This is a genomic window from Streptomyces sporangiiformans (assembly GCF_005768555.2).
Lineage (GTDB): Bacteria > Actinomycetota > Actinomycetes > Streptomycetales > Streptomycetaceae > Streptomyces > Streptomyces sporangiiformans.
The window spans coordinates 37,703-62,178 of record NZ_VCHX02000101.1 but is presented as its reverse complement, the minus strand read 5'-3'; the positions used below and the strand labels follow the sequence as shown (position 1 = coordinate 62,178).

Annotated in this window: 26 protein-coding genes; 8 read left to right on the top strand and 18 right to left on the bottom strand. The window is 65.3% G+C overall.

Translation table 11 applies throughout. The features are described 5' to 3' along the window. The first annotated feature begins 212 nt into the window (after positions 1-212). The 6 genes from FGD71_RS11855 to FGD71_RS47340 all read left to right on the top strand — a co-directional run bounded on the left by FGD71_RS11855 (position 213) and on the right by FGD71_RS47340 (position 5,574). Positions 213-518 (top strand): WXG100 family type VII secretion target, encoded by a 306-nt coding sequence (locus FGD71_RS11855; protein WP_119100364.1) that lies wholly within the window; start codon positions 213-215, stop codon positions 516-518. 1,037 nt (positions 519-1,555) lie between these two features. Continuing rightward, a complete protein-coding gene (locus FGD71_RS11850) occupies positions 1,556-1,870 on the top strand; it encodes a WXG100 family type VII secretion target (RefSeq protein WP_140935868.1) in 315 nt (104 codons plus the stop codon). Further along, positions 1,867-3,204, top strand: coding sequence for a hypothetical protein (locus FGD71_RS11845; RefSeq protein WP_140935867.1), 1,338 nt, complete (start codon positions 1,867-1,869; stop codon positions 3,202-3,204). Before FGD71_RS11850 ends, FGD71_RS11845 begins: the two co-directional genes overlap by 4 nt. Positions 3,205-3,601: 397 nt before the next feature. Continuing rightward, on the top strand, positions 3,602-4,237 hold the full coding sequence (locus FGD71_RS11840) for a hypothetical protein (RefSeq protein ID WP_140935866.1): 636 nt from the start codon (positions 3,602-3,604) through the stop codon (positions 4,235-4,237). Further along, positions 4,234-4,827 carry a hypothetical protein gene (locus FGD71_RS11835; protein ID WP_119100360.1) on the top strand — a complete coding sequence of 198 codons (594 nt, stop codon included), beginning with the start codon at positions 4,234-4,236 and terminating at the stop codon, positions 4,825-4,827. Before FGD71_RS11840 ends, FGD71_RS11835 begins: the two co-directional genes overlap by 4 nt. A 507-nt stretch (positions 4,828-5,334) precedes the next feature. Beyond that, positions 5,335-5,574 carry a hypothetical protein gene (locus tag FGD71_RS47340; RefSeq protein WP_162931101.1) on the top strand — a complete coding sequence of 80 codons (240 nt, stop codon included), beginning with the start codon at positions 5,335-5,337 and terminating at the stop codon, positions 5,572-5,574. Positions 5,575-5,633: 59 nt separating this feature from the next. Here FGD71_RS47340 and FGD71_RS11825 read toward each other — a convergent pair whose 3' ends face one another. The 4 genes from FGD71_RS11825 to FGD71_RS11810 all read right to left on the bottom strand — a co-directional run bounded on the left by FGD71_RS11825 (position 5,634) and on the right by FGD71_RS11810 (position 9,150). Next, complete coding sequence (locus FGD71_RS11825; RefSeq protein ID WP_119100359.1) at positions 5,634-6,143, bottom strand: hypothetical protein; 510 nt, start codon at positions 6,141-6,143, stop codon at positions 5,634-5,636. Positions 6,144-6,284: 141 nt separating this feature from the next. Next, positions 6,285-7,091, bottom strand: a complete 807-nt coding sequence (locus tag FGD71_RS11820) for a hypothetical protein (RefSeq protein WP_240436540.1) — start codon at positions 7,089-7,091, stop codon at positions 6,285-6,287. A gap of 206 nt (positions 7,092-7,297) precedes the next feature. Next, a complete protein-coding gene (locus FGD71_RS11815) occupies positions 7,298-7,954 on the bottom strand; it encodes a hypothetical protein (RefSeq protein WP_162931100.1) in 657 nt (218 codons plus the stop codon). Positions 7,955-8,562: 608 nt separating this feature from the next. Further along, positions 8,563-9,150, bottom strand: a complete 588-nt coding sequence (locus FGD71_RS11810) for a hypothetical protein (RefSeq protein ID WP_119100357.1) — start codon at positions 9,148-9,150, stop codon at positions 8,563-8,565. A gap of 656 nt (positions 9,151-9,806) precedes the next feature. Between FGD71_RS11810 and FGD71_RS11805 the strand changes: the two genes are divergently transcribed. Then, the gene (locus FGD71_RS11805; protein WP_119100356.1) at positions 9,807-10,322 is read left to right on the top strand and encodes a hypothetical protein; all 516 of its coding nucleotides are present in this window, start codon (positions 9,807-9,809) and stop codon (positions 10,320-10,322) included. Positions 10,323-10,380: 58 nt separating this feature from the next. Further along, positions 10,381-10,950, top strand: coding sequence for a hypothetical protein (locus FGD71_RS11800; protein WP_181359176.1), 570 nt, complete (start codon positions 10,381-10,383; stop codon positions 10,948-10,950). On the opposite strand, the gene FGD71_RS11795 is transcribed toward FGD71_RS11800, so the two are convergent. From FGD71_RS11795 to FGD71_RS11730, 14 genes are all read right to left on the bottom strand, one after another. After that, positions 10,933-11,586, bottom strand: coding sequence for a hypothetical protein (locus tag FGD71_RS11795; protein ID WP_119100355.1), 654 nt, complete (start codon positions 11,584-11,586; stop codon positions 10,933-10,935). The genes FGD71_RS11800 and FGD71_RS11795 overlap by 18 nt on opposite strands. 6 nt (positions 11,587-11,592) lie before the next feature. Continuing rightward, the gene (locus FGD71_RS11790) at positions 11,593-12,981 is read right to left on the bottom strand and encodes a putative T7SS-secreted protein (RefSeq protein WP_119100354.1); all 1,389 of its coding nucleotides are present in this window, start codon (positions 12,979-12,981) and stop codon (positions 11,593-11,595) included. Then, on the bottom strand, positions 12,978-13,280 hold the full coding sequence (locus FGD71_RS11785; protein ID WP_119100353.1) for a hypothetical protein: 303 nt from the start codon (positions 13,278-13,280) through the stop codon (positions 12,978-12,980). Before FGD71_RS11785 ends, FGD71_RS11790 begins: the two co-directional genes overlap by 4 nt. After that, a complete protein-coding gene (locus FGD71_RS11780) occupies positions 13,277-13,963 on the bottom strand; it encodes a hypothetical protein (RefSeq protein WP_119100352.1) in 687 nt (228 codons plus the stop codon). Before FGD71_RS11780 ends, FGD71_RS11785 begins: the two co-directional genes overlap by 4 nt. Before the next feature lie 80 nt (positions 13,964-14,043). Then, the gene (locus FGD71_RS11775) at positions 14,044-14,472 is read right to left on the bottom strand and encodes a hypothetical protein (RefSeq protein ID WP_119100351.1); all 429 of its coding nucleotides are present in this window, start codon (positions 14,470-14,472) and stop codon (positions 14,044-14,046) included. 574 nt (positions 14,473-15,046) lie between these two features. Beyond that, positions 15,047-16,381: a hypothetical protein gene (locus tag FGD71_RS11770; protein WP_119100350.1), complete on the bottom strand. Its 1,335-nt coding sequence runs from the start codon at positions 16,379-16,381 to the stop codon at positions 15,047-15,049. Then, positions 16,329-18,533: a hypothetical protein gene (locus FGD71_RS11765; protein ID WP_119100349.1), complete on the bottom strand. Its 2,205-nt coding sequence runs from the start codon at positions 18,531-18,533 to the stop codon at positions 16,329-16,331. Before FGD71_RS11765 ends, FGD71_RS11770 begins: the two co-directional genes overlap by 53 nt. Before the next feature lie 80 nt (positions 18,534-18,613). After that, a complete protein-coding gene (locus tag FGD71_RS11760; RefSeq protein WP_119100348.1) occupies positions 18,614-18,973 on the bottom strand; it encodes a hypothetical protein in 360 nt (119 codons plus the stop codon). Between the two features lie 230 nt (positions 18,974-19,203). Then, a complete protein-coding gene (locus FGD71_RS11755; RefSeq protein WP_119100347.1) occupies positions 19,204-20,094 on the bottom strand; it encodes a hypothetical protein in 891 nt (296 codons plus the stop codon). Positions 20,095-20,148: 54 nt separating this feature from the next. Continuing rightward, complete coding sequence (locus FGD71_RS11750) at positions 20,149-20,814, bottom strand: hypothetical protein (RefSeq protein WP_119100346.1); 666 nt, start codon at positions 20,812-20,814, stop codon at positions 20,149-20,151. Between the two features lie 45 nt (positions 20,815-20,859). Further along, entirely contained in the window at positions 20,860-22,074 is a 1,215-nt protein-coding gene (locus FGD71_RS11745) for a WXG100 family type VII secretion target (protein ID WP_119100345.1), read from the bottom strand. 1 nt (position 22,075) lies between these two features. Then, complete coding sequence (locus FGD71_RS11740) at positions 22,076-22,378, bottom strand: hypothetical protein (RefSeq protein WP_119100344.1); 303 nt, start codon at positions 22,376-22,378, stop codon at positions 22,076-22,078. 141 nt (positions 22,379-22,519) lie between these two features. Further along, entirely contained in the window at positions 22,520-23,599 is a 1,080-nt protein-coding gene (locus FGD71_RS11735) for a hypothetical protein (RefSeq protein WP_240436537.1), read from the bottom strand. After that, positions 23,596-24,267, bottom strand: coding sequence for a hypothetical protein (locus FGD71_RS11730; RefSeq protein ID WP_119100342.1), 672 nt, complete (start codon positions 24,265-24,267; stop codon positions 23,596-23,598). The genes FGD71_RS11735 and FGD71_RS11730 overlap by 4 nt, the downstream gene beginning before the upstream one ends. Positions 24,268-24,476: the final 209 nt, after the last annotated feature.

Below are 24,476 nucleotides of genomic sequence, written 5' to 3'. Positions count from 1 at the left end.
AGTGGTCACCGCACTGTGCAGTGACGATATCCGCTCCACCCTTCCCATGGGCAACGGCGTATGTGCCGGTTCCCTGGAGGCTCTTGACGGATCCGGGGTGTGCTCCTGCAAGCGTCCTGCGTAAGCTGCTGGCCCAGGCGGATGATCGCATCGTTCGCATCAGGAGCCACGGGGGTAGGCCCTGCGGCACGTCGAGTTACGGAGGACGCCACATGGCCGGCGGCAAAGACGCAGATATCACATATGACGAGATGCACAAGGCGGCTACCAAGCTGACCGACGCCAAGGACAAGATCGACGAGAAGCTGGACGCCCTCGAGCGCTACATCCAGGGCCTCGTCAAGGACGGCTACACCACCCGCAAGGGTTCGCAGGCCTTCGAGGACGCCTTCACCGAGTTCAAGAAGGGCGCCAAGGACACGATCGACGGCCTGACCGGCATGTCCAAGTTCCTCACCAACGCCGCGAAGGCGTACGAGGACCTGGACCAGGAGCTGGCGAAGGGCGTCAAGGGCTAGTTCGACTGGCTCTGGCTGGGCCGTGGTTGGGCTCGGCCTCAGGTTGGCTGTCCGGTGCGGTGGGGCGCGGTTGCGCTCTGCCGCACCGGTTTGCGTTTGGGTGGGCCGTATGAACGGCGATGACCACGAGTACGGGTACCCGCTCGACCTTGCGCCGAGTCGAGTGACTTGACCGCTGTGTGTCGCTGGGGTACTCCGAGGGGGAGCTTGGACAACCGCCACGGCTGTCTGGATTTCGGCAACGATCCGTCTCCGCTCCTCCTGCCGAACGGCACTGGGCGACGAGACGTGTGCGGACTCCTGGCCGAAGTGCAGGGCTTCGCCGGGTGCGTTAGGGCAAGCTCGCCGTGACATGGCCCTTTGGGTGTTTTCCTTGAGCCGCATGGACCGGCATCCAAGAAGCCGCGCACAAGCCAAGCAACGGCCGCACCCGTGTCCCGCGCTCCCCCTTGTTGCCAATGCCTGGAACAACGGCGACTGAGACCGCGTCTGTTCGGCTCAGCGCTCGTCTGGGCCTCTGCCGCGCCGGGTCTGCGAAGCCACCGCGGCCTACTGAACACGACAGAAGGGAGCGCCGGCGAAGGTGTCTGGAGGGGCACAAGCTCCGATAGCTGACGCGAACACAGAGGCCACACCTGCCTGGTGCGCTCCCTCAGCGCCGGTACTTCTTGGGCATCCGCTCGTGGACACTGTCAGGGGACAAGACTGCCCGATATGCCACAAGAAATCCCTGGTTGCCCGCTCCTTGAGGCGGGTCCGACCTGGCGAAACCACCAGCCATACGGCTACCGTCAGTGCTCTTGACCAATCCTTTGTCTCACGGGGAGTCCGCCTTGAAGCGCCGACCTTTGCTCGTTGCTGCCGCGCTCGTCGCGACGGCACCTCTGCTGTTGACGGCCTGCGGAACCCCAAGACCACAGTCGCCCCGCGACATCAGCTGGGAAGGCTCCAGTCGAGTCCAGGAAATTAAGCCTGCGAACTCCTGAACCCACGCAGATCAATCCAATACAGCAGAAACACTCTTTACAGGAGACGTAGTGGCGACCACGGCAGGCGACTCCAATCTCATCGTCAATGTTGAACTCCTTGTTGAATCAGAGTCTCGCCTGCGCAAGATTCAAAGGGACCTCAAGGACATCAACAACAGAAAAGACGATATGCGCCCCTACTGGGGGAGCGGAGAGATCAGCGAGGCGATGGATAAATTCGCCGACAACTGGGATGACTATCGCACCAAGATGATCGAGAGCCTCGGAAGCGTCGGGAAACTCGTGGCAAACACCGTCGACGGTTTCACCGGAACGGATGCCGCGCTCGCAAAGGAACTGAAGAAGGAGAGGAAGGGTAAGTGAGCGCGCCCTCCAAGCGTCGCCCCCGCGACTGGCATCCGCTTGCCGACTCTGACCCTATCCCGGGAGACGCAGAAGAGATCCGCGATGAAGTGAAGCACATGAAGGGCGTTGCTTCCTCTCTCCGAGAGCAAGCTCGCTTGCTTCGCAAAATCAAGGACGACGACGAACTGAAGGGTAAGTACGCGGGCAAACTGCGCGACGAGTCCGAGGTGCTGGAAAAGCACTTACGGGAAGTTGCCAGCCGCTATGAGCGTGTCCATGTTCATCTGTCCAACTGGGCAAACGATCTCGAGTTCTACCAGGACGAAGCCGACAAAGTTCTGTCCAATGCAAAGAGAGAGCAGGAAGAACTCGACGCCGAGAAAGCCAAGAGGGACGCAGGCGACGGTAAAACCCCTAGCTCATCGGAGAGCGGCACCGATGGGGACCCCCTTCGAGACTACCGGAATCAACTCGATCGCATCGTGGGCGATCGAAACGATCGTGCCGGACACTACGCAAGAAAGATCCGTGATGAAATTGACGACGTCATCGAGGACAGCTTTTGGGATGACGCCAAAGGCTGGATTCACGAGAACATTGATGAGATCAAGTGGGTTCTCGATGCCCTCGGTTGGGTGGCCTCAATCCTGGGAACTCTGGCACCTTTCCTCGCCTTTATTCCGATTATTGGCCCGTTCATCGGGGCCATAGCCGTCGGAATCTCTATTTTTATTGCGGCATCCAGGCTCATCCTGTTCTTGGCGGGGGAGGCAAGCATCACAGAGGTGCTCATGGACTGCGTCGGCTTGGTGGCCTTTGCCACGGGAACGAAGATGCTGAGCAAGCTCAAAGTTGCCGATAGGGCCGTTAAGGCCACGTCGCAGGCGCAGCGCACAGGCCGCCTCAAAGCAGCTCTGCGTGCCAACAGGACCGAGCGGGACGAGATCACTCGTGTGATGGCAACAACCAGCGACGAGGGCGTCAAGACCTCTGCACGTCAGACGCTCAACCAGATGAGGAAGGAGATGTCACAGAACGCCGGGCGGGTTTCCGATGAAACGCCTGTCATCCCCAACCGCTTTGAGCGTATGGGGTTCGGAGACGCCGACTCTCGCTCTGCCATCGCGAACATCCGCCGAAATAGCGAAACTTTCTCCGACGCTTCGGCCGTCGCTGAAAAAACGGAGAACTACTACAAAGTTGCAGTCGGTGCCGCAGTGACCGGTGCCACCGCAGATGCTGTTGACAAAACATTCGGCGAAAGTCCCGTCCTTCCATTCAAGGGTTTCAGCGAAACCTATGAGAACTTCAAGGGGGATACCGGGAAATTGCCAGAAGACACCCACTGGTAGTCATGCAATGAGAGAAGAGATGCCATGGACTCGAACCGACAACCGCAAACTTACGGGCGTCTAGGCGTCGGAGCAACCGCTCTGGCCAAGCTATGCCTCATCGTGGGAATGTGCTCGATCTTTATCGTTATGGTGGCATCGGCCCTTCCGGAAAATGCGAGGGATGCCATCTACTGGATCCAGCGCGCTATTGTGGCCGTGGCGATCGGCACACTACTGGGCATTTTTTTCAAGTACCCACTTCCTGCACGTCGCCCTGAAGGCCTCACGGAAGTTCTGATTTATTCAACGGGGTTGTTTCTTGCGGCATGGGTTACGGGTGTCTGGCCGGGTGTCTTCCTAGCTCCTGTGCTCCCGCTCCTCATGCTCGGTTCGTGGATTGTAGAAAGGCTCCGACGTGACTGATCAAAGTCTGAAGGAGTCTCCCATTCCTGTCGGATTCCACCTCGTCCTTCCGCCTGGATGGGGAAAAATCAACCTCCGCGAAGAGTCGATTAACGATTCAATTCTCGCACTCGTCGATCGGTCCATCAACCAGCTTCCCGATGATATCCCTAAGGATGATATTAGTAAGGTTCGGATGGAGCTTTTCAAGCAGTTGAAGAAGGCTGCCAGAAAAGCGGAAAAGGCAAATGGGCTGCTGCTTTATCTGCCTGTGGAGCGCATTCGAAGCACCGTGGTTCCAGCGTCTTTCGTTGTGTCTGAGCCGACTGACGGAACAGGCGCCGGAATCCAGTCGGACCAAGTGCTTGGGTCTCTGGCCGCAGGCCGCGGAAACAGTGAGCCTGTTGAGATCGACGGCTCTTCAGGAATTCGGATGGAGAGAGTCGTTCCCCCTCCGGAAGACTCCGAGACGGATTTTGCGTCGCGGCGTGTCGAGTACGTACTCTCCATGCCTGCAAGCCCGCTTCCTCGCTGGTTGGCGATCACCTTCAGTACGGTCGGCGACGGGAATCCGGACAGCGAATTTTCTTCTGCTCTCGTCGATCTTTTCGATGCTGTGATGATGACCTTCCGCTGGAGCTACACATGATCTTCTTCGAAACCGAGGCTGACCTGACTGAGTGGTTCCCCATGCCACTTCACTGGACGGCGCATCATCAGAATGAGATCGACAAGTGGTCCGCCACTTGCGCGGAGATCGTGTACCAGCGCCACAAGAAATGGTGGCGGAGGCCCAACCGTCTTGCGCTGGCAAATCAGTTCCTACAGCTCATCGAGGCTCACCCGAACCCGAAGATCCCCGCAGATCAGATCTTTCTCTACGGTGGTGATCCACGGAGGATTCCGCAACCTTTCTACGCCCTTGCGATGCAGTCGGACGGTGAGGACCGGGAGGCCGGGCTACGCACGATCGTCCAGGCCACTGAAGAGAATCCCGTCCGACCGCCTGACGTCGGGGCTTTCGACTCCGAGCGTATCGGCCAAGGGCTCCGCTGCCTTCGGTACTTCGGTGACCCAGGAGATCTCGCGGTCTCCCTCAACTACGGCTGGTGGTCCGAGGAGCACCAGGTCTACGCCTCGGTCCGCACGGTTACGGACGAAGTCGGATGGCTGGCAACAAACCTCGACATCTTCGATGACTTTGCCCGCAGCATCTGGCTCAACCCGGACCCTGAGTGACTGACTGAGTTCAAGGAAGCCTACGTAGTCTGGGGATCTCACTGAGGTTGAACTCGCAGAGCAACTAACAGATCGGGATTCGGTCTTGTTGAGGGGCGCTAGTAGATGAGGCTGCAAGCCAGGGATACGAGTGCGCCCTGGAGCAGCGTGAAGGGTTGCGTCAGGACGTAGCGGAGTTTGCCCGTGCCTTCGTGTTCAGGTCGGCCAGCAGATCCCGTGTGGTTGGTCAAAGACCGCAACCTGCTGTCTCCGCTTGCTTGGGGTCTCGGCCCGCCGGTCGGGCTCGTACTCGATGGCCAGTCAGCTCGGGCTGTCACGCCCGGGCAGGGTCGTCGTAGTGGCCTTTGGGAACCAGATCGATGTTGTGGGCCGCGTAGTTCCAGGCGTAGGTGACAGAGAGCATCAGACCACTGTCGGGGCCGGTGGCCGATTTCGCCCCGCTCATAGACCATCCGCGAGGCCGTATTCGCGAGCTGATAGGCCGGCCGCAGGTGCCGGATCCGGTCCTTGAACACGGTAAGACCCTGGCCCCAACCGATCCGCTCGGCGATCACCGTCGCAGGTATCTCCGGCCAATGTTCGAGCAGTTCCCGGATCTGCGGCTCGACCGCATCCACGATCGAACCCTTCGGCGCCCGCTGGCACTTCGGCGGCGCGTCGTCCACGATCGCCCTGCGGACGGTGTTACTCGAGATCCCCAGCTTCCTCGCGATCGCCCGCAATACCGGCGTCTGCTCGGCCCGGTGAAGCCAGCGGATCTCCGCCCAGCCCTTGCGGGACGGCGTGCGACGGGGTCGTCTCGGTGGTCACGCAGGGCTGTCGCTTTCGGGGGTGGGGAGTTCGGGGGCGTCGGGGAAGAAGTTCCGGGCTGAGGCGTACATCCCGTAGTAGGGATAGGTCGCTGGGATGTCGGCTCCACCGCTGCGGGCGATGCCGACGATCTCGCGATAGCGGCGGGCTCGGATCCGTACGTTGCGCAGGGATGGGTCACGCAGGCTGGGGCGACGCCACAAGTACAGCCCGAGGAGGAGCCCGACGACGATCAGTACGTCGACGCAGATGAAGGCGATCTGAAAGGGCCGCGGCTTCTGGGACGCCACGAGGTCCCAGAACGGCCAGGCTCCGAACGTGGACACAGCCAGTGGGAGGCTTGCCAGGCAGCCGCGTCCACGCCACTTCCTCTTGTCCTCCCACCGGTGGAACAACAGCCAGTGGACGGCCCTGTCATCGAGGAAGTCGAAGCGCACCTCGCGTCCGTACCGCTCGGCCGCCGCCTTGGCCGCGGGGACAGCGGCGATGACCCATGAGGAGACCATGTTGTGGACTCCTCCGACATCGCCCATGAACTGCCCGAACCCCAACCCTTGCTGGTCACGACTCGATCATGTCGAGGTCGGCTCTGGTTCTGTCGGGCCACGCCTGCTTCGCTCCCAAGGGTGCTGGACTTCCCTCCGAAATCAGCGGTTGATGGACTGGATCTCCTGAACGGGCACTTCGGTGGTCGTGGCGAAGGTGCCGTTCGGAAGGTCACCCGCCGTGCCGCCCGCACCTTCCCAGGAGATCTCCCAAGTCAGAGTCGCGTTGAGCGCGTACGACTCGTCGCCCGAGGACTTCAGGTACGTCACGCCGCACGGTGGGGTCTTTTCCGCCTTGCCCTTGGCGTACGGTTCGCCGATCGAGCCGTCGTCGTTGATTGCGCAGTCGCCGGACGGCGGATAGGTCTCGGCGTCATCCGTGCCGGGATCGATGTGGAGGCTCACCGGCTGCGCGGTCGTGGTCGCCCACAGGCCGGTGCCCGGAAGACTCGCCGTGACGGAGACGGTCTTGAAGGTGGCCTCTTCGAGCCAGACCCAAGTGGGGAGGTTGACCGTCGACTTACCCTCCGGGGCCGACGCGATCTCGGTGTCCGGCACCTTGGTCTGCTGGTGGGCGAGGGCGGCCAGGGTCTCGGTGTCGATGGCCTGGGGGACGTCCGGGTTCTCGCCGTTGTTCATCCAGAAGGGCTCACGGGTACAGGCGCCGGCGGCCGGGTCGTCCTTCATCTTCGGGTTCTTCACGGCCACCCACCACATGCCTTCGCCGTTTTTGTCGGCATTGAAGTCCTCGTACGGCTCGCCTTGCTTGTAGCGCGCCTTGTCGTCCTTGAGTTCCTCGGCCGGACCGCCGACAGATTCGTGGATCGACCACTGGGCTTCCATGAATTTCTTGAAATCCTTGGCCTTCCAGTACGGCTCGTACCAGCAGGCCGGAGGTTCCCAGTTCACGGAGGTGGGGGTGAGAGGGCCGCTACTCTCCGGCGGGGAGTCGCCCTGGACCTTGAAGCTGACACGGGACTCCAGGGCCGGTCCCGATGAGTCACCTTCTGCCTCAACCTCGCGGGAGCCGGCACCACCGCGCCCGCCAGCCACAGCAGTCTGGGTACCGAGAAGACTGAGCAGGACGGCTAACACCGCCGCCGTCCTGCACCGCGTCACGGCTGGCACTTCTGCGACCCCCGGTCCTCGTCAAGGCTCCAGATCTGCCAGACGCCGCTCTTGTTCTTCTTGACCCCGGTGTTGTAGTAGACGTAGCTGTCGGCCGAGGTCTCCGTCTTCTGGGCCTTGTCCGTCTTGCGGTTCTTCAGGTTCGACTGGCTCTCGTCCACGCAGTACGTCACTGCTGCCGACGTCTTGTCGAAGACCGTCACGCTCCGGTCGAAGTAGCGGACGGTGCCGGTCCAACTGGTGTCCTTGTCGATGGCGTTCTTGGCATACTTATAGACACCCGTCAGCGCCGTGTCCGTGTAGTAGAAGCCCATACCGGACTTCTTGAGATCGCCGTACGCCATGGCCTGATCCACCGAGCTGACGCTCCGCTCGTTGTCCGCCAGGATCGCGTCCTTCACCGCGTCGCCGGTTTCCCGGTCCTCGAAGACGTTCTTCATGTCGCCGGGCAGCTTGATCTTCGGCCGGTCGATCCCATCCGCCGAAGCGGACGGCGACGGTGATGCCGACTTCGACTTGCCCGTGTCGGCACCATCGATCTTGTCGGAGGTCGAGTCGTCACCTCCTCCCGAGCCGCAGGCAGTGAGCAATAGAGCCGCAGATGTGGCGAGCGTGGCTGTCACGAGCCGGGCGGGGCGGTTCACGCTGGACTCCCGTTGAGGTGGGGGGGTGCTCAAGTGAACTAACGCTATCCAAGAGGGAGATGCTGACACGAGGCGGGGACCTGCCAAGGTCGAGCCGAGCATGGGATGATCTCCGCCAACTTAGGATTGTTTGTCCTGTACGCCGTGTGATCAGTCGAGGCGTACCACGTGACCGATCGCACTACTTAGCGCTCTCGATCCCGTCGAACCCGAGCGGGGCTGTTTGCCGATGCGTCGTTCACTCTCCGTCTTCACCGACCTGTCGTGCAGTCAGAGCCAGCCCGACCACTTCCTCCGCGCATCCCCACGACAGGAACACCCCGGAGGTGTGGGAGAGGCCGGTGTACTTTGCGCCGCGGATCGCCCTTCGGCACGGCGCACGCCCTGGACCCGAGCAGCGCCTCGCCGCACGTACCTGCGCCCAGGCGTCCTGCCGCCGTCGCGCACCCGAATACTGAGGGAGTAACCCGCCTGGAACTCCCCGTGGTTGGAGGTGAGGAAGTACATCCAGTGCGGCTCGGCGTCGGCAAGTTGTGAGCACTGCCCCTGATGGCCAGTCTGTCGTCTCCGGCTATGAGGAGGTGGCGATGTCCAGTCGGCTCGGGCCGTCACGCCGCGCTGCTGATCCGGAGGCTTCTGGCGAAGTCGTCGATGGCGTCGAAGGATGCTTCGAGGAGGGCAGGGTCGTCGTAATGGCCCTTGAGAACCAGCTCGATGTTGTGTGCCGCGTCGTTCCAGGCGTACGTGACAGAGAGCATCAGGCCACCGTCGGGGCCGGTCCAACTGCGCAGGCACCGCAGGCCTTCGCCGAAATGAGGAGAGACGAAGGAAGTGGTCTCCACGCGCTGGCCGGCGGCGGCCGTGGGATCGGGCACAGCCAGCATGCTCAGATGCGAGGGGCTGTGTTCCTCGTCGCAGGCGCCCTGCTTGGTGAAGAAGACCAGCGGTGCCGCCTGGGGCGGCATCGGGCCGAAGAGGAACGCCTGGTCGGCCTCGACGCGGTCGCGCAGCATGGCGGCCGAGCCTTCCAGGAACTTCTTCATCTGTCGCTTCTCACGCCAGGTGAGCTTGCGTTGGTGGAGCAGGGCACTCGCGTCGAGTTGCAGGTCCAGCCATTGCGCGAACTCCGACTTGGTACCGCTCAATGGCATGTGAAACCACAGAGCCGGATCGGAGTCGGTCTCAACGATCAACATGCGTAGCTCCAGAGGAAGGTAGTCATCACGGCATTGAAGGGCACCCCAGGGCGCTGGGTGAACTCGGTGTCCGTGCCAAGGAGGGCAGCGTGCTGAAGGAGAACGTCAGTCACTGGGCGAGTGTGAGATTGAAGCCGACAGGGACGACGGGTTCCATCGGGCTCGGCTCAGCCACGTCGAAGCCTTTCCAGAAACCACCATAGGGCGTCGTCCATCTGCCACCCCGCGGCGCGGTACGCGGGGTCTTCGGGGTGCTCGGGTGGGACCTCCTCGCCCATACTGCAGACGTCGTGCTCGTCGGCCGGAGGGTCCTCGGCTGCGGGCGATGACAGATCTCGTGGATGTGTCATCCCAGCAGGCGAACATCCCGCCAGAGACACCCAGAGATACATGCGCGCATCTGCGAGAGTGGCGCACTGCCGAGCGTCTGTCCTGGCGGCACTACCCTGAGAACCCTCGCCCCGAGCAGCCCCCTTACGTGGTACTGGCCGCCCCGGAAGGGTTACTGGTTCTGTGTGAGGGGCGGCCCGCATGCTACGTCGTCAGATCTTGCAAAGAAGATCAACGCCTCGGCAACACCGTCCCGACGAACGACTCGGTCGTGCTCCTTCGACGCCGCCCGGTGAACAGCCTTGCGGTCCCCATAAAGTGACGCCGTGTACATCCCTTCCAGCGTCCTCAACGGCAGCCGACGGCACCGCCTCGCCGTCGGCACGATGCTCTTTGTCTTCATGATGCTCGTCGGCGCGGTCCTGACCGCCATCGCGTTCCAATCGACTGGTGGTGACGCGCTGGCCGTCGTCGGCGTCGGGGCGGCGGCGGTGTCGGCGTATCTGCTCGCCTGGTGGTCCGCTCGTTACTGGTACTCGGCCTTCTGTGAGGGGCGGCGTCCTGAGCCGGTGCCCGAGCCCAACCCGTGGCCCTGGGTGCCGCCTCCGTTGATCGTTGCCGTGGCCGCCGCCGTGTCGGGCGTCCGCGCTCTGAGTCGAGGTGACAGCAGCGGGTGGTTCAGCATCGGTCTCGCTGTGGTGTTTGGGCTGCCCGGCCTTATGGGGCTTGTTGTGGCGGTGCTGCTCGTGTTCTCCCGGAGCGGGACCGATGACGCCTCCGCCGCGTCCGCGCGGACGACCGAACCACCGAGGCCGCGTCGCGACTGGGGTCCCATCGGCTGAACGTGTCGCCAATTGGCCAGCTATCCTCTACCGGACCTCGCGAGGAATGGGAGACTCCATGTCTGTTGGATCAGGGGCCGGAGAGTCCCAGGCGCAGAATGGCGGGCGCTCGTTCGCGGGGAACCTCGCCTTCGGCGCGGGGCTGCTGATCGTCCTCGCGACCATGACGCTCGGCGGCTATGCGGGTGTCGGCCTGGCCCTCGGCCTGGCGGATGACTCGTTCCTGTCGTCGGCGGTCCCTGACGACGGACGCAACGCTGTCGTGGTCGGAGGCATCGGCGGGGGTGGCATCGTGGGGCTGATGTTGCCGCTGATCCTGTTCGCGGCCGTCCGGGGGACCGAGGAGAAGCCCAGGCTCGGGCCGGGTGAGGCCCTGCTCAAGATGCTCGGTGCTGTCGGCGTCGGCGTCTATCTGCTGGTCGTGTCCCTGGTCGCCGCCCAGCTCGGCTGGATCCTCCCCAAGAACCTCACCACCCTGCTGAGCGTCTTCGTCGTCGGCTTCAGCTGGATGCCGCTGGCGCTGATCCCGTGGGAACGGCTCGGGCTGGGGGGCATGGCAGGCCTGATCGATGTCTCCCGCGATCGGGGCGGTTCAGACAAGCAAAACGGTTCAGACAAGTCGGAGTGACGCCGCCAACTCGTCGGCGATCTTCCCCAGTTCCTCGCCGAGTCCCACGGCTCCCCACAGGAGCCGGCACTCCAGCGCCGTGGGATGTGCCCGGGGCAGGACGTAGTGGGCCACACCTTCCAGTACCGATCCGCTGTCGGCATCAGGATCCGTCGGTTCCAGACGATGCACTCGCAGCGCGGCGCCCAGCGGGAGCTCGACTTCCGTGACGCCTTGAGGCACGAAGTACGGCCCTTCGGCGCGCTCGGCCTCCGCGCGCAGCACATCCAGGCGCAGCGACTCTGGCGGGACGTTCAACTCCCGTACGGAGTAGAACGCGACGACTCCGCTGTCCTGAGGCGTGAGCAGAGCGGCGCAGAGCGACTTCTGCCGCGCCGCCGCCACCCAGTACCAGAGGACGTCCTGGGCGAACGCCTCGCGCCATGCGGCGGGTACGTCTGCCGGTACGTCTGCCGTGAAGTGTTCGTCGGCCACGGACCGCGCCCAGACGTCCGGTTGCTGGGCGGTGAGGTCGAGGACGAGCCAGTTGTGCGGGGCGGGGAGGGTGACGCGGCACTGCTTCCAGGCCGCGTCGGCCGCTCCCGCCGCGCCACCCGCCGCGCCGCCCGGCGCGTTCGCGGTGTCCGGGGTGTACATCAGCCGCTACCTCCCGGCCAACGAAGCATCGGGCCCGGTCACATCGATGTCGTTGCTCTCGAAGAGCCCGATGAAGCTGTTGGTGTCCGAGGCCGCCCCGGTGCCGGTCGCCCCGATGGCCCAGGAGTTGTACTGCATGGCCTGTTTGAAGGCGTCGGGCGTGCCGATGAAGTTCAGATCCGACGGATCGATGTTCTTGATGCGGGACAGTTCGTCGACCATCCCGGGGCCCGCGTACATGCTGGCCAGACCGCGTGCCCCGCCCGCGTTCCAGGCCCCGCGGGCGGCGGCGAGGTTGTCGCCGGCCTTGAACAGGTCCCGCCAGTTGCCCCGGATCGTGCCGAGATCGTCGGCGAAGGACCGAGGCAGACCTCGGAACGCGGCGCCCAGGGACACATTGGGCAGCGCGGCGGTCGTGGTCGCTCCGGCGCGCGCGCCGACCATCTCCACGACCAGTGCGCGTCGCGCCGCCGAGCTGAGACCGGGATGCCAACCGCGTACGTACTGCGTCGCCGCGGTCCAGACGCGGCTGCGGCCGACCGTGGCGGCCATCTTCGCTCCGGCCGAGAAGACGCGCCCGATACCGAAGGTCGCGAGGCCCAGAACGTCCATGGCGACGTCTCCCCACGACCCGTCGCCATTGATGGCGAGGAGCACATGGCAGACGAGGGATATCGCTGTCGCGATCAGGGCGATGGTGCCCAGAACGCCGGCGATCGCCTGCCCGATGATCGGGATCCAGCCGACCAGCAGTGCCACCAGCCCGCACACGGCCGCGACGGCTCCCGCGATGTCGGCGACGATGTTCAGGGTGTCGCGGAGCTCGTCCAGCCATGAGTCGTTGAGGTCATCGCTCTCGGTGATCTCATGGATCCGCTTCGCGGCCGCGTCCCCTGCTGTGTTGTGGCGGCTCTTGAGCGAGGCGAGCTTCCCGCGCAGCCCGTCCAGGTCGCCCTGCAGGTCCGTCACCTTGGTGTCGAGCTTCTTCTGCCCGCCCTCGTCGGTGTCCTTGGGCGGGTTGTCCGCTTGGGACTTGGCGGAGGCGAGATCGCCGCTCTTCGTCTCCGCCTGTTCCAGAAGCCCGTCCGCTTCGTCCTGGATCGTTTCGAGCTCGGTGTAGTACTCCTTGAGCGCGGCACCCGCCTCGCTGTAGCGGTCGTGCGCCTTGCTCACGGTCTTGGCCGTGTCGTCGGCCTTCTCGGCGAACTCCCGCCCCGCATCGGAGTCCCAGCTCTTCTGGTCTCCGAGGCGGCGCAGTGCCGCGGCCGCGTCCGAGATGGTCTTCGCCGTGGCGGTGAAGCGCTTGGAGAGCGCCTGGAGGTCGTAGACGTCACCCGGCACCGGGTCCTCGCTCTCCCCCAGTACCTCCCAGCGGTAGTCGGCCGGGCGGGTCACTTCTTCTTGTCCTTGCCGACGAGGGCCTTGTAGAGCTCCGTGTCGATCTCGGTGTACGCCTCGCCGGCCGTCTTGGCGATTTCGCCCAGACCCTTGATCTCCTCGATCATCTTGTCGCGGTTGTCGTTCCAGCCGTCGGAGAACTCCTGCAGCCGTTCCTGCAGCAGGTTGTGCCCGACCGTGCGCCGGTCGTAGGAGTCCATGAGCTTGTCGAGACCCTCGAACTCCGTGGCCACGGTGCGCAGTCCGACCCCGGCCGTGTGCAGATCGTCGGTGGAGACCCTGAGTCGCTTACTCATCCCTGTTGCCCCCGTGATTCCCGTGATTCCCGTGATTCTGGTGATTCCCGTGATTCCCGTGATTCCCGTGATGTATGAGTGCTTTTTCGCCAGCGCAGAGTACCGGCGACCGCGTCGAAGAGCTCCACCATCGCGTCCGCGATCGGTTCCAGCGGGGTGCTGAACGTCAGCATCAGTACCTCGTCCCGATCCGGTACGGGGACGAAGTACTCCACGATGGTGTCCTCGAACTCGCTACCGAGCCGCCGGGATTCCCGGGTTCGTTCACTGCGCCGCCGACGCGCCGCGCGCCCGGCGGCCGGCAGACGCACCGGAGTCACCTCGCCCTTGCCCGCCAGCGCCGCGACGGCGTCAAGGCTGTCGAATCGCCGGTGGAGTTGGGAGATCAGCAGTGACGCGGACAGGGGGATGCCGGCTGCCTCCAGGAACGACAGATAGAGGACCACGCCCCCTTTGTCGGCTCCTGCCTCGGCGGCACCCAGCAACTGCTCCTCGGACTGGCGGCGCAGCACCGGCTGATCGTCCACGCCTGCGAACTGCCTTTTCATCAAGGCGCTCACGGACGCTTCCCGGCGCTCCAGAGGCTGGAGCGGAATGCGATACCAGTCCTCGGGGGTGATCAATCCGAAGACGTTCTCACCATCGGCGTCGGCGGTCCGGTCGGACGGCTCGGTCTGCTGCATGCTGACCGACGCTATCCGGGGGTACGTGTTTTAGCCACAGCGAACTTTTCCGCAAGCGGCGTGAGAGACGGCAGACGGGGTCAATTCGGACCGGGTTGGTCGGCGCCTTCGGCTTCTGAGCGTCGCCGGGCGCGGGCCACGAAAAAGGCGATCAGTATCGCGGCCGTGGCGATCGTGGACACGAAGCCGACCGCCCACAGCCACGGGTAGTTGCTGAAGACCCAGCTGGGGGAAGTCGAGGGCCCGCGGCCCCACTTGCCGGTGTCCTGGGCGTTGAAGATCAGAGACACGAGCTGAAGCATCGCCGCTCCGCATGCGACGGCCAGAAACACGCAGCCGAGAGAGCGGGCCTTGTGCGTCTTCCAGGACTTCCGGTCCGTACGGGAAAGGGACATGAAGAAGAGCGTCACCACGCACGGCACCAACGCCCCCAGGAAGATGGCGAAGCCGTACGCGCCCGCCGGCCATGTGCCAGCCGCCCACTGCCAGGTGTCGTCACCCCAGAACATGTCCGACAGGACGAGCAGGATGAATGCGGCAGCGACAGAAAGGAATATGAGGCAGCCAAACAGCTTGTCGCCCGTACCCGAGCGTTCCCCTTCACGCGCGGACCGCTTCCCTGGCCGCTTCTCGTACCGCAACGATGAAGCGGCAGCCCGACGACGGCTGGGCCTGGCCGACCCTCCCATACAGCTGTCTCCCTCAGGGTGTTGTTGTCCGAGTGTCGGGAGAGTTTGCCACGGCTGCCGTTGTCGAGGCCCGGACGCTATCTGCTGGGCAGGCCGCGTACGGACGCACTTCCCTCTCAGGAAGGTTGCATCTCGTGATCTTCCTGGTGGTCGCCGGGGCCGTTCTCGTGTTCGGGCTTGGCACCTTGAAGAGGCTCATGCGCGAGTCGGCAGCGGTTCTGTTGGACTGGCCCTGCGGTCCCTGGACTGTCGGCCGAACCAAATGCTGCCCGAGAGGGCGTTGGTCGCCACCGTCGTGCCGGAACCCTACGAGGGGCTCGGGGTTGGGGTCATGGATTTGAACCGCTGATGATGAGCCCCGGCGTGAGCCGCCTCGCCGGGGTGTCCGCGGTCGTCATGTCCGTCCCGTTCCGAGGCCGTCAGGGTCGGGGAGGGAGCGGGAGAAGTCGCCCCGCCCGACTCGACGCGCCAGCCCGTCGTCCGGGTCCTTGAGGAGCGAGCCGTAACCCGTCCTCGCCCAGATGCTGTGGGACACCTCGAAGTACGGCAGTCGTCGGCCGTCCTCCGCCGTGTCCATGAGGACCTCCGGGGCGCGGCGGGTGCGCACCGCCTCCGCGCAGGTCGTGCAGGCCGCCACACGGAGTGATTCGCGGCGGCCGAGGGCGCGCCAGGCGATGCGGTCGGCGGCGCGGCCGTGGAGGGGGTTGAAGAAGCAGAGGGGGAGCGGGGCGGGAGCGGCGTCCAGGGCGTCGCGGCCCTCGGCGGCCAGGGCCAGCGCTCCGGCCAGGTCCGGGAGACCGCGCGCCGCATCCAGGACGGTGCCGGCGGCGGCGTAGGCGTCGAGGGCGCGCTGCAGGCCGGGGGTTGACGAGGGAGCCGACCGGACCGACTCGCCCAGGGACAGGACTTCTGCCTCTGCTTGGCGGCGAACGTCGGCCTCGTCGGCCGCGCGAGCCGCGGTGAACACCGCCCGCGGGTACGTGAGGCGAGGGCCCCGACGGCGTACGAAAAGGAAGGTGACGAAGGCCGCCGCGAGCGTCGGCACGGCGACCAGTGTCGGCCAGAGCCACGACGAAGTGGCCTCGTCACGTGGGGACTTGGGTTGGGTTGATGCGGAGTCGTCGCCCTCGCCCCCCAAGTCCTTTGTCGCTTCCTCGTAGGCGTTCTTCCCGTCGCCGTCCTCGATCAGCTCGATCGCCTTCGCCGTCCGGTCCGCCAAGCCCGCGTCGTCCATTTCGTCCAGGAAGCCGACTGTGGCGACCGCGTCTTCCGTCTGGTGGGCCTCGCCCGGCCATTCGTAGCCGTTGAGGGAGTCGGTGAAGTCGCCGTCCGTGGTGATGAGGATGAGGTCGCGGAGGCCGAGGCGGTCGTGGACGACCTCCGCGAGGGTGGCCGAGTCGCCGTTGAATGAGTCGCCCTTGGTGAGGGGCGTCAGAACTACCTTGATGGGCAGGCCCGTTCGCGTGATCTGACGAGCCAGTTCCTTCTGGCGGGTGGGCGGGACGGAGCCTTCGTACGACGGGTCGACGTACACGGGTGACTCGCGCAGGGCGGTCGCGATGCGCTCGCCGGGGCTCGGGGCTTTTGCCCAGGAGGCCGGGGCCGCCGTGATGAGCAGTGCGGTCACGAAAGCGGTGAGGAGGGCTGCGAGGGTGGGGAGGGCAGCGAGGACTCGCTTAGCGGACACTGACGAACTCCCGTACTTTGTCGATGAGTTGGGGAATCCCATTGCGTACGGCGGGGAGAGGGCCGGCGACCTCCTCGTACGGCATGCGCTCGCCGTCCCCCTGTCCTTCCTGGCCCGGCGGCAGCGTCATCCGAAGCGTGTGCACCGTGCTCGGCTCGACGATGGCCGTCTCGCGGCAGGGCTGACAGACGGGGAGCAGGCGTCTGCGTACGGTCTCGGCGGGGCCGGAGACGCGTACGTGATGGCGGCTGACCGCCGGGCCGTGCAGGGGGTTGAGGCCGCAGCACAGGTTGTTCGTGTCGCCCGCGAAGGCCGCCCGGCCGGCGCGGGCGAGGACGATGACGGCCACGAGGGATGCGGGGTCCACGCCGTCGTCGGCGAAGGCGTCGATGTCGCCGTCGACGAGCAGCATCGCGGCGTCGAAGCAGTCCCAGGCGCGGACGCCTGCCAGGGCTTCGGCGCCGGTGCCGGTGCCGGTGCCGACGGGGTTGGGAACCTGGTCCTCAGTGAACATCCTTGCCAGCTCACCGAGTTCGGTCCGCGCGGTGCGGCGCAGATACGCGGTGGACGGGTCGGTCGGCGCCTCGAAGGGGAGCGCTGCCGTGGGTAGGGGTGCGGGGTTCCGTCGCCGCAGCACCGCGCCGACGATCCCGAGCACGCCCGCGACGATCGCGAAGACGAGCAGCGCGGCAAAGGCACCGACGAGCAGTCCGGGCCAGAAGTCGCCGGAGAAGAGCGGGCGGAGGGCGTGGCTCTCGATGGGTTCCGGCTTCAGGTCGGGGTCGGGGGAGTTGGGGGCGTCCGTACGAGGTGTCTTGTCGAGGAAGGTCATGAGCCGGTCCAGGCGTTCGCTGAGCCGATAGCCGTCTGACTCGCCCGACTCGCCGGAGTCGTCACCGTCGCTGATGGAGTCCGGCAGGTCGAAGAGGAGGTGGTTGTTGTCGAGCCGCAGGCCGTAGCTGACGACGCTGATGTCACCCTCGAGCGGGTCCGCCACGACGTACACGCCGTCCCTGCCCACCTTGGCGTGCACCGCCTCCGCGAAGACGTACGCGTCACCGGCGGACTCGTCCTCGTACATCTGCGGGACGACGGAGACGAAGACCGGGCCTCCGCTCCTGGAACTGCCGAACTCGCTTATGCGGTCGCGCAGTCGGTTCTTCTCCCCGGCATCGAGAACCTGCGGGCTCTCCGGATCCGCGTAGACCGGATCCTGCTTCAGCCCCTTCGCGACCCGCTCGACCCGTGCCGACAGGTCGGCGGCGGTGGGCGTCCGCGCGGCGCTCGACGTGGTCTGGTCGAAGGTGAGCCAGGCGCCGAGAGCGATCGCGACGGCGGTGAGGAGCGCGACGCCGGCCACCGCACCGCGGGGTACGCGGGATGCGGCGGCTCCCGGCTTTGTGCTGCCCGGCTTCGCGGCGCGCGCCGAGGGCAGACGGCGCCGCCAGCGACGTACGAAAGCTGCGAGCAGGAGAATCAGCAGAGGTACGCCGACGAGCAGGATCCCGGTGAGGAAGGACTGGTTCTCGCGGTCGGCCGGGCCGATGTACAGCTGCTCGGGTTCCTCGCCCCCGTCGCTTCCGTACTTCTCTCGCGCCGCCTCCGCCCGCGCGGCCGCCTTCTCGCCGCCCTGCGCGACGACTTCGGCGAACCGCTCGAAGCTGCGCAAGGGCCCCGCGTCGTAGGGCAGTTCATACAACGTCGCCGTCTCGGCATCCGCGGCCGGCGCCCGCACCCCGAACGCCACCGCGTTCGTGACGCCCATGTAGTCCACCAGCACGTACAGACCGTCCCGCCCGAGCCGGTCGTGCACCGCACCGAGCAGCGCCTCTCCGTTGGTGGTGGACTGTCCCGGAAGGACGAGGACGTAGGTGGGCACGCCTGTGCGCTTGGCGAGCCTCGCGAAGTCGGGGGCGGTGGAGTGGGGGATCTCTCGCGGGAGTTGGTCGGTGACGTAGACCGGGTTGGTGCGGAGTCGGTCGGCTAGGTGGGCGGCCTGACTCGTGTCGTCTGCGGCCTGAGGCGAGGCCTGTGCCGGGGTGGCGGTAGCGGCGCCGGTGGCGGTCCAGAAGGCGCACAGGAGAAGGAGGACGACCCCGAGGACGTGCCTCCGGTGCCTCCAGTGCATCCGGTGCCTCAGGCGTACGTCGCCCGATGCGAACGCCGTTGCCCGTGCGTACCGTACGTCCCGCATGCCCCGTGGTCTCATTCGCGGCACTCTACTTATCCGTTCGCTTCAGCGAAACGGGGCTGGCCGCCCACAGCTTTGAGCCTCTACGGGTGCTCCGGGGCGTTCTTCGGCCGCGGGTGAAGATATCCGCTGACCGTGCCCCAGACGATGGCCACGAGCACGACTGCCGCGCCGGCGGCCAGCATCGACACCTCGAACGTCGCCCGGTTGTCATGGATGGTGAGGTACGGGCTGTCGGCGGACACGTATCCGTCGCGTATGAGGTACGCGGCGGCCGGGGCCCCGAACGCCCCGCCGAGGGCGATGACGACCAGGAAAACGTTGCGCGCACGCAGCCATACATTGACCAGGGCTCCGACAACGAGGCCGGCCGGGAGTGCCGCGCTCGCCAACCGGTCGTCGTACGGGATGAGTTTCGAGGCGACCCACGCACTGGCGGCCATGCCCACTACCGCGAGGACGAGGACTGTGGCACCGCGCCAGGCAGCGCCGAAGGGGGAACGGGGCGACCAGGAGTCGGCCTCGATATCCGCTCCTGCATCTGCACCTGCTCCCGTGCCCGCTCCCGTTTCGCTGGTTGCGTCACTTGGTTCAGTCAGCTCGAATTGCGGCATCGGGGACCCGGCCTCCGGTCTCGGTCGCGTTGCGAAAAGGAAGAAAAGCGTCGTATGCGCTACAGGTCGCCGGGCTCCGGCTGGGCCGGGGCGCCCGACGCGTCCATCAGGATCGAATGCGTCTCGAAGAGGTCCGTTCCGGCCTTAGCGGGAACGCGGGCTTCGACCATGACGATCCCGCTGGCCAGCTTTGTGTACGCCGGCGGCTGCGCCGTGTCGGGGAGGTCGGCCATGAAGCGGGTCACCCGTTGACGCTGGCCCTCCGACAGCGCGCTCTCGGGCAGCATCTGGACAGTTCCGGTGAGCAACTCGGCGAGCCTCTCGGCGCTGTCCGGGTTACCGGTGAACAGGCGGATCCAGGACTGGTCGGCGAACGTGATGCGCACATCCGCGCCGATCTCGCTGAACTTCATCTGCCGGGCCGTGGCGATGGATTCCCGCGGAAACTCGCCCAGGACGTCGGCCTTGTCGAGGGTGCCGCTGCGGACGCCGAGGAAGAGCAGTCGCCGACTGGTCAGGGCGAGATCCGTGACGTATCCCTCCGGGCGCCGGCCGGGATCCAGCTGCCACGGGACCGTACGTGCGAGGGCCCCGGACGCGGCCCACATGACGGGAAAGTCGCGGACCTCGTTCTCCGGCTCCTCCGGCTTTCCCCGTACGGGTACGTCGCCGAAGGGTGAGCCGGCGGCTCCGCCGATGTTGGCGATGAGGTTGGCGATCAGCGGGATGCCCACGAGGAAGGCACGGCCGGTGCGCCGAGCGGCCTGGTCGCCGGTCGTGCGCAGGGTGAAGGCGGGGCCTGAGGGCCATCCGGACAACTCGCCCTGGATGTCCTTCCGTTCGGGGTCACGGAACCACCTGCAACCTGAGACCGCGGGGGCGACGCCGGTGGCGAACTTTGCGGTGGTGCGAAGGAGGAGGTCTTCGTCGGGGGCGGGGTACCAGTCCATTAGCGCGTCATCTTTCTTGAGTCATCTCCCCGTGGATGAATTCGGTCGAGTCAGTCAGTCAGGCTGGCCGCTCTGGTCGGACGGCCCGCCGAAATCCAGCGAGCCGACGATTCCCGCAATGGCGTGGGTGAACTCTTCCCACTGTTCCATGGATGCCGTATCCAGAGTGATCACAGCCGTGTAGGGGCCGGTCGGGAAGGGGACGTGAATCTGAAACTGCCCCATCGTCAGGTCCTCGTCCTTGCCGCTCTTCGTGTAGTTCCCGTCCACCACGAGTTTGCGGAAGGAGATCGCTGAGACAGCGGGTCCACAGGGCAGGTCGAGCCAGGTGACTTCGCGCATGGGATCGGGGTTCAGGACGGCGAGTATGCCCTGGGCCACAACGTCCTGATCCGTCTCACCGGACTCGAAGACGGACATCGTGAGCGAACAGTGGGCTACGCCGCCGTCACCGATGTCGTACAGGCCGATGCCGAAGAACGAGACACCCCCTGCCAGCATCTCCTCCGCCGTCGCGCTGTACAGGGCGCTCATGGCCTCCCACAAGGGCTCTTCGCCTCGTGGGTAGATGTCCCGGACCAACTGCTGTACCGCTCGGGTACGTTCCGTCTCGTCCAGGGAGACCTCGATGGCATGCATGCCTTCGGGGAGACGGAAGGCCATGGTGGGCAGTGTGGTGCCTTGCACGCCCATGACATGAGGATTTTCGATGCTGTCCATACAGGGTGTCTTCTCAAGAGGAACGGCGACAGCGTAGGGACGCGGTCAGTTTCCGTAGTCGTTGTGGGCGATGGTGTTGGCCTTGTGCCCGGTGAGACCGGCCTTGATGGTGGCGTCCAGGGCGCGACCGGCATTGCCCATGGGTGCGAGCACCTCGGCACTCCTGACGAACGGTAGCTTCGAACCGATCAGGTTGATTCCCTGGGTGCCGAGCCATTGCCCTTGGCGGACGTTCTGCAGTCCGCTCTCGACGGCGAGCGCCATACGGCTACCGCCCTCGCCGAGCTTCACCACGGGGGTGGCCTTCAGCGGGCCGAAGAGAATGAACGTCTTGCCGATGTCCGTCGCCCCGCGATAACCCGAGCCGAGCTTCGCGGCACGCGCGGTGGCGTTGGTGCCCTTGGCGAGTGCTGCGGTTCCCGTGAGGCCCTTGACGCCAGGGAGGATGCCGAGAGCGTCGAACCCGATGTCGACCCAGCTGACATCAGCACCAGCCGCTTTGGCTGCCAGATGAGTGAGCAGGGCCGCTCCGCTGGTGACCATCGCCGCTGCGGCGAAGATCGCCCCGACGGGCTCGAAGGGGGCCGTGATGATGGCCAGGACGCCCAAGGCGCTGCTGATCAGGCTCAGTACGTCGCCGATCGCCTTGATGTCATCTGCGTGATCCTTGATCCACTTCCCGGTGGCGTCCCAAGCATCGGCCACCCCCTGTGTGAGCTTGTCCCAGAACCCGGGCTCGTCCGGGGCGATGTCGCCGGCCTTGTCGAGCTCCTTGCTGATGTTCCCGGCAGCCCGCTTGTACCGCTCTTCGAGGTCGTAGACCTTGCTGGTGACCTCGTCCACCGCGCCGGAGGCCTTGCCGAGAGCCTCGCTGCCCTTGCCGTCGCCCTTCGCGTCGGCTTTCTGCTGGGCCGTCTCCTGGGCTTCCAGTTTCTCTCCGGCGGACTTCTCGAGCCGGTCCGCCTCGTCTTGGAAGTCCTGCAGCTCGTTGGCCCAGCGGTGCAGCGCGCGCGAGGCCTTGTCGAAGGAGCCGTGGCTCTTGCGGATGAGCGGGGTGACGTCCTTCCCGACGTACTCGGTGAAGGCGACCGCGGTCTTGCCCTTCCAGGCGCCCGCCTCGATCCGCTCCAACTCTTGAAGAGTGGTGCTGAGTTCGCTCGCCAGGCCGCCGAGCTTCTTGGCGAGGTCCCGGGTGTCGTCGACGTCGCCGGGCGTCGGGTCCCAGCCTATGTTCGGAAAGGCGGGGCGCTTGCCGGCCACGTTACTTGCCCTTCTTCTTCGTCGACTTGAGGGACTCGGCCAGATCGTGGTCGAGCTTGCCGAACTCCTGGCCTATCTTGTTGATCATCTTCACGGCGCCGTGCGTGTGCTTTCCGAGCTGTTTGATGCCGTAGCCCCAATCGTCGGCGAATTCGTGGATCTCCTCGACGAGCTTGCTCTCGCCCACCGCCGATCCGTCGGCGCCGCGGAGTGTGCGGCGCGCGGTGTCCATCCGGTCGCTGATCGTCGAGAAGGTCTTCTTCAGATCCTCGAAGACCGTGTCTTCGAGGCGCAGGTCGCTCATGCTCTGGTCCGGTTTCCTGAGTGGTTCGTCGGTGGGGGGATGGTGTTTCAGGGGGTGGGGAATCGTGTTCTTGATGTGGAGACAGAGAAGCGGCCGGCTCCGTGGGGACTGAGCCGGCCGCGCATCACGTGCTCCGCTCGCTCAGCGGTTGATGGACTGGATTTCTTCGACGGTGACGTTCTGGACGGCCTCGATCGTGCCGTCGGGCATGTTGACCGCTCCGGCCTGGCCGGTGCCCGTCCAGCTGATCTCCCAGGTGAGTTGTGCCTTGAGAGGGAACGTGCCTCCGTTGGAGGAGCGGCGGTAGATGATGCCGCAGGGAGGGGTTTCCTTGGACTTGCCCTTGGCGTAGGGCTCACCGATCTTGCCGTCGACGATGGGGCATTCGCCGTCGGCGGGGATGGTGGTGGCGTCTTCGGTGCCGGGGTCGAGGGTGAGGGACTTGGGGGTGGCGGTCGTTGTCGCCTGGATGTTGAATCCGGGGACGTTGATGGCCGCCGTGGCCTGGACCTCGTCGAAGACGGCGTCGTCGAGCCAGGCCCAAGTCGGCAGGTTCACCTTGGTGTTGCCGTTGGGAGCGAGCGTGACCTTGGTGTCGGGTAGCTCCATGTGCTGGTAGGCGAGGGCGGCGAGCATCTCCGGAGTGATGGCCTCTTCGTACTGGGGCGGCGGGGGCTCGCCGTTGTCGACCCAGAAGGGGAGGTCGCTGCACGAGGTCCGCTTGAGGTAGTCCGGCTCGTTGGGGTTCTCGACACCGGCCCAGAACATCCCCTCGCCGTCCTTCTCGACGTTGTAGTCCTTGTAGCCGGGGGTGTCGGTCCAGCCGTACTCGTCCTCGTAGTGGCGCTGCATCTCGCCGACCGCCGCGCCCGCGTGGCCCGTCATGCCGGGCGTGCTCTTGACGTCCTCGATGTCCTTGGACATCTTCTTCTTGAAGTCCTTGGCGCCGAGGTAGGGGGCGTACCAGCAGGGCGGCGGGTCCCAGTTGACGTCGGAGGACGTCACGTTCCCGGCGCTGCCGTCTTTGGTGACGGCTCCGGAGTACTGCACCTTTGCGGCGGCGTAGATGCCGGTTTCGTCGCCGCCGCCTCTCTCGTCCGTGGTGGCTCCCTTGCCCGAACCCACCGGCTTTGCCGCGTAGGCGGATTGGGTGAGGACGAGGGCGCTGAGGGCCAGCGTCAGGGCTGCCGTGCTGAGGACTCTGCGTCGCGATCCGTTCACTGGCACTTCGCCGCCTTCGTCTCGACGAACACCTTGGACGCCTGCCAAAGGTCCTTGCCCGTGGGGAACTTGACCATGATGATCTTGTAGTAGTCGAAGTCCTCGATGCTGGGCTCGGTCTTCAGGAGCTTCTGGGTTTTGATTTCCTTGCCGTAGAACTTCCCCGAGTCCGCGCAGAACGCCACCTCCACGGACTTGTCGTTGGTGGTGGACCGTGTGGTGGCGTCGTAGTGGCGCAGAGTGCCGGTGGCGGTCCAGCCACCCTTGATCCACTCGTTGATCTGAACCTGCGCGTAGCGGAGTCCCTCGCCGGTGGCGTAGGCGGTCACGGCCGCGTCCTTGGTCGTGCGCTTGTCGACGCCCCGGTAGATGGCGCGGAAGAAGTTGGCGGCGTCGGCCATCGCCTCGGCCTCGTTCTTGTTCTTCGGCTTGTCCCAGTCGAAGACCAGGTTTATGTCCTTGGGCAGGGACACGTCCACGCCGTCCGGCTTGTCCTCCGCCGGTGCCGCCGACGGGTCCGCCGACTTCTCCGGCTTCTTCGATCCCTGATCGGCTCCCGCGATCTTGTCGTTGTCCTTCGACTTACCGTCCCCGCCGCCGCAGGCCGTCAGTAGCAGGACTGCGGTTGCGGCGAACGCTGCAGCAACGGGCAAGGTGCGGCGCTTCACTGTGAACTCCCCGTGAGACGTAAAACCAGCCAAGAGTCTTGACGGTATCCGTGGGGCGAATGGTTTCGCCACAGCGAACTTCCTTGCATGGCTGGGCAGATGAGGATGAACCGGGGCAGCTTGATTGCTCTTGTGGCCTGATCGTGTCTGGGCGCACAGCGGCCCCGAACAGCCAGGCGCGTATCCGGGGGCGTGGGGTGGTTGCTTGC

Coding starts and splice junctions, on each gene's coding strand:
- FGD71_RS11855 (WP_119100364.1), top strand. CDS start 213: ATGGCCGGCGGCAAAGACGCAGATATCACATATGACGAGATGCACAAG.
- FGD71_RS11835 (WP_119100360.1), top strand. CDS start 4,234: ATGATCTTCTTCGAAACCGAGGCTGACCTGACTGAGTGGTTCCCCATG.
- FGD71_RS11825 (WP_119100359.1), bottom strand. CDS start 6,143: ATGGTCTCCTCATGGGTCATCGCCGCTGTCCCCGCGGCCAAGGCGGCG.
- FGD71_RS11810 (WP_119100357.1), bottom strand. CDS start 9,150: ATGTTGATCGTTGAGACCGACTCCGATCCGGCTCTGTGGTTTCACATG.
- FGD71_RS11800 (WP_181359176.1), top strand. CDS start 10,381: ATGTCTGTTGGATCAGGGGCCGGAGAGTCCCAGGCGCAGAATGGCGGG.
- FGD71_RS11795 (WP_119100355.1), bottom strand. CDS start 11,586: ATGTACACCCCGGACACCGCGAACGCGCCGGGCGGCGCGGCGGGTGGC.
- FGD71_RS11785 (WP_119100353.1), bottom strand. CDS start 13,280: ATGAGTAAGCGACTCAGGGTCTCCACCGACGATCTGCACACGGCCGGG.
- FGD71_RS11780 (WP_119100352.1), bottom strand. CDS start 13,963: ATGCAGCAGACCGAGCCGTCCGACCGGACCGCCGACGCCGATGGTGAG.
- FGD71_RS11775 (WP_119100351.1), bottom strand. CDS start 14,472: ATGTTCTGGGGTGACGACACCTGGCAGTGGGCGGCTGGCACATGGCCG.
- FGD71_RS11770 (WP_119100350.1), bottom strand. CDS start 16,381: ATGGGATTCCCCAACTCATCGACAAAGTACGGGAGTTCGTCAGTGTCC.
- FGD71_RS11765 (WP_119100349.1), bottom strand. CDS start 18,533: ATGCGGGACGTACGGTACGCACGGGCAACGGCGTTCGCATCGGGCGAC.
- FGD71_RS11760 (WP_119100348.1), bottom strand. CDS start 18,973: ATGGCCGCCAGTGCGTGGGTCGCCTCGAAACTCATCCCGTACGACGAC.
- FGD71_RS11755 (WP_119100347.1), bottom strand. CDS start 20,094: ATGGACTGGTACCCCGCCCCCGACGAAGACCTCCTCCTTCGCACCACC.
- FGD71_RS11750 (WP_119100346.1), bottom strand. CDS start 20,814: ATGGACAGCATCGAAAATCCTCATGTCATGGGCGTGCAAGGCACCACA.
- FGD71_RS11740 (WP_119100344.1), bottom strand. CDS start 22,378: ATGAGCGACCTGCGCCTCGAAGACACGGTCTTCGAGGATCTGAAGAAG.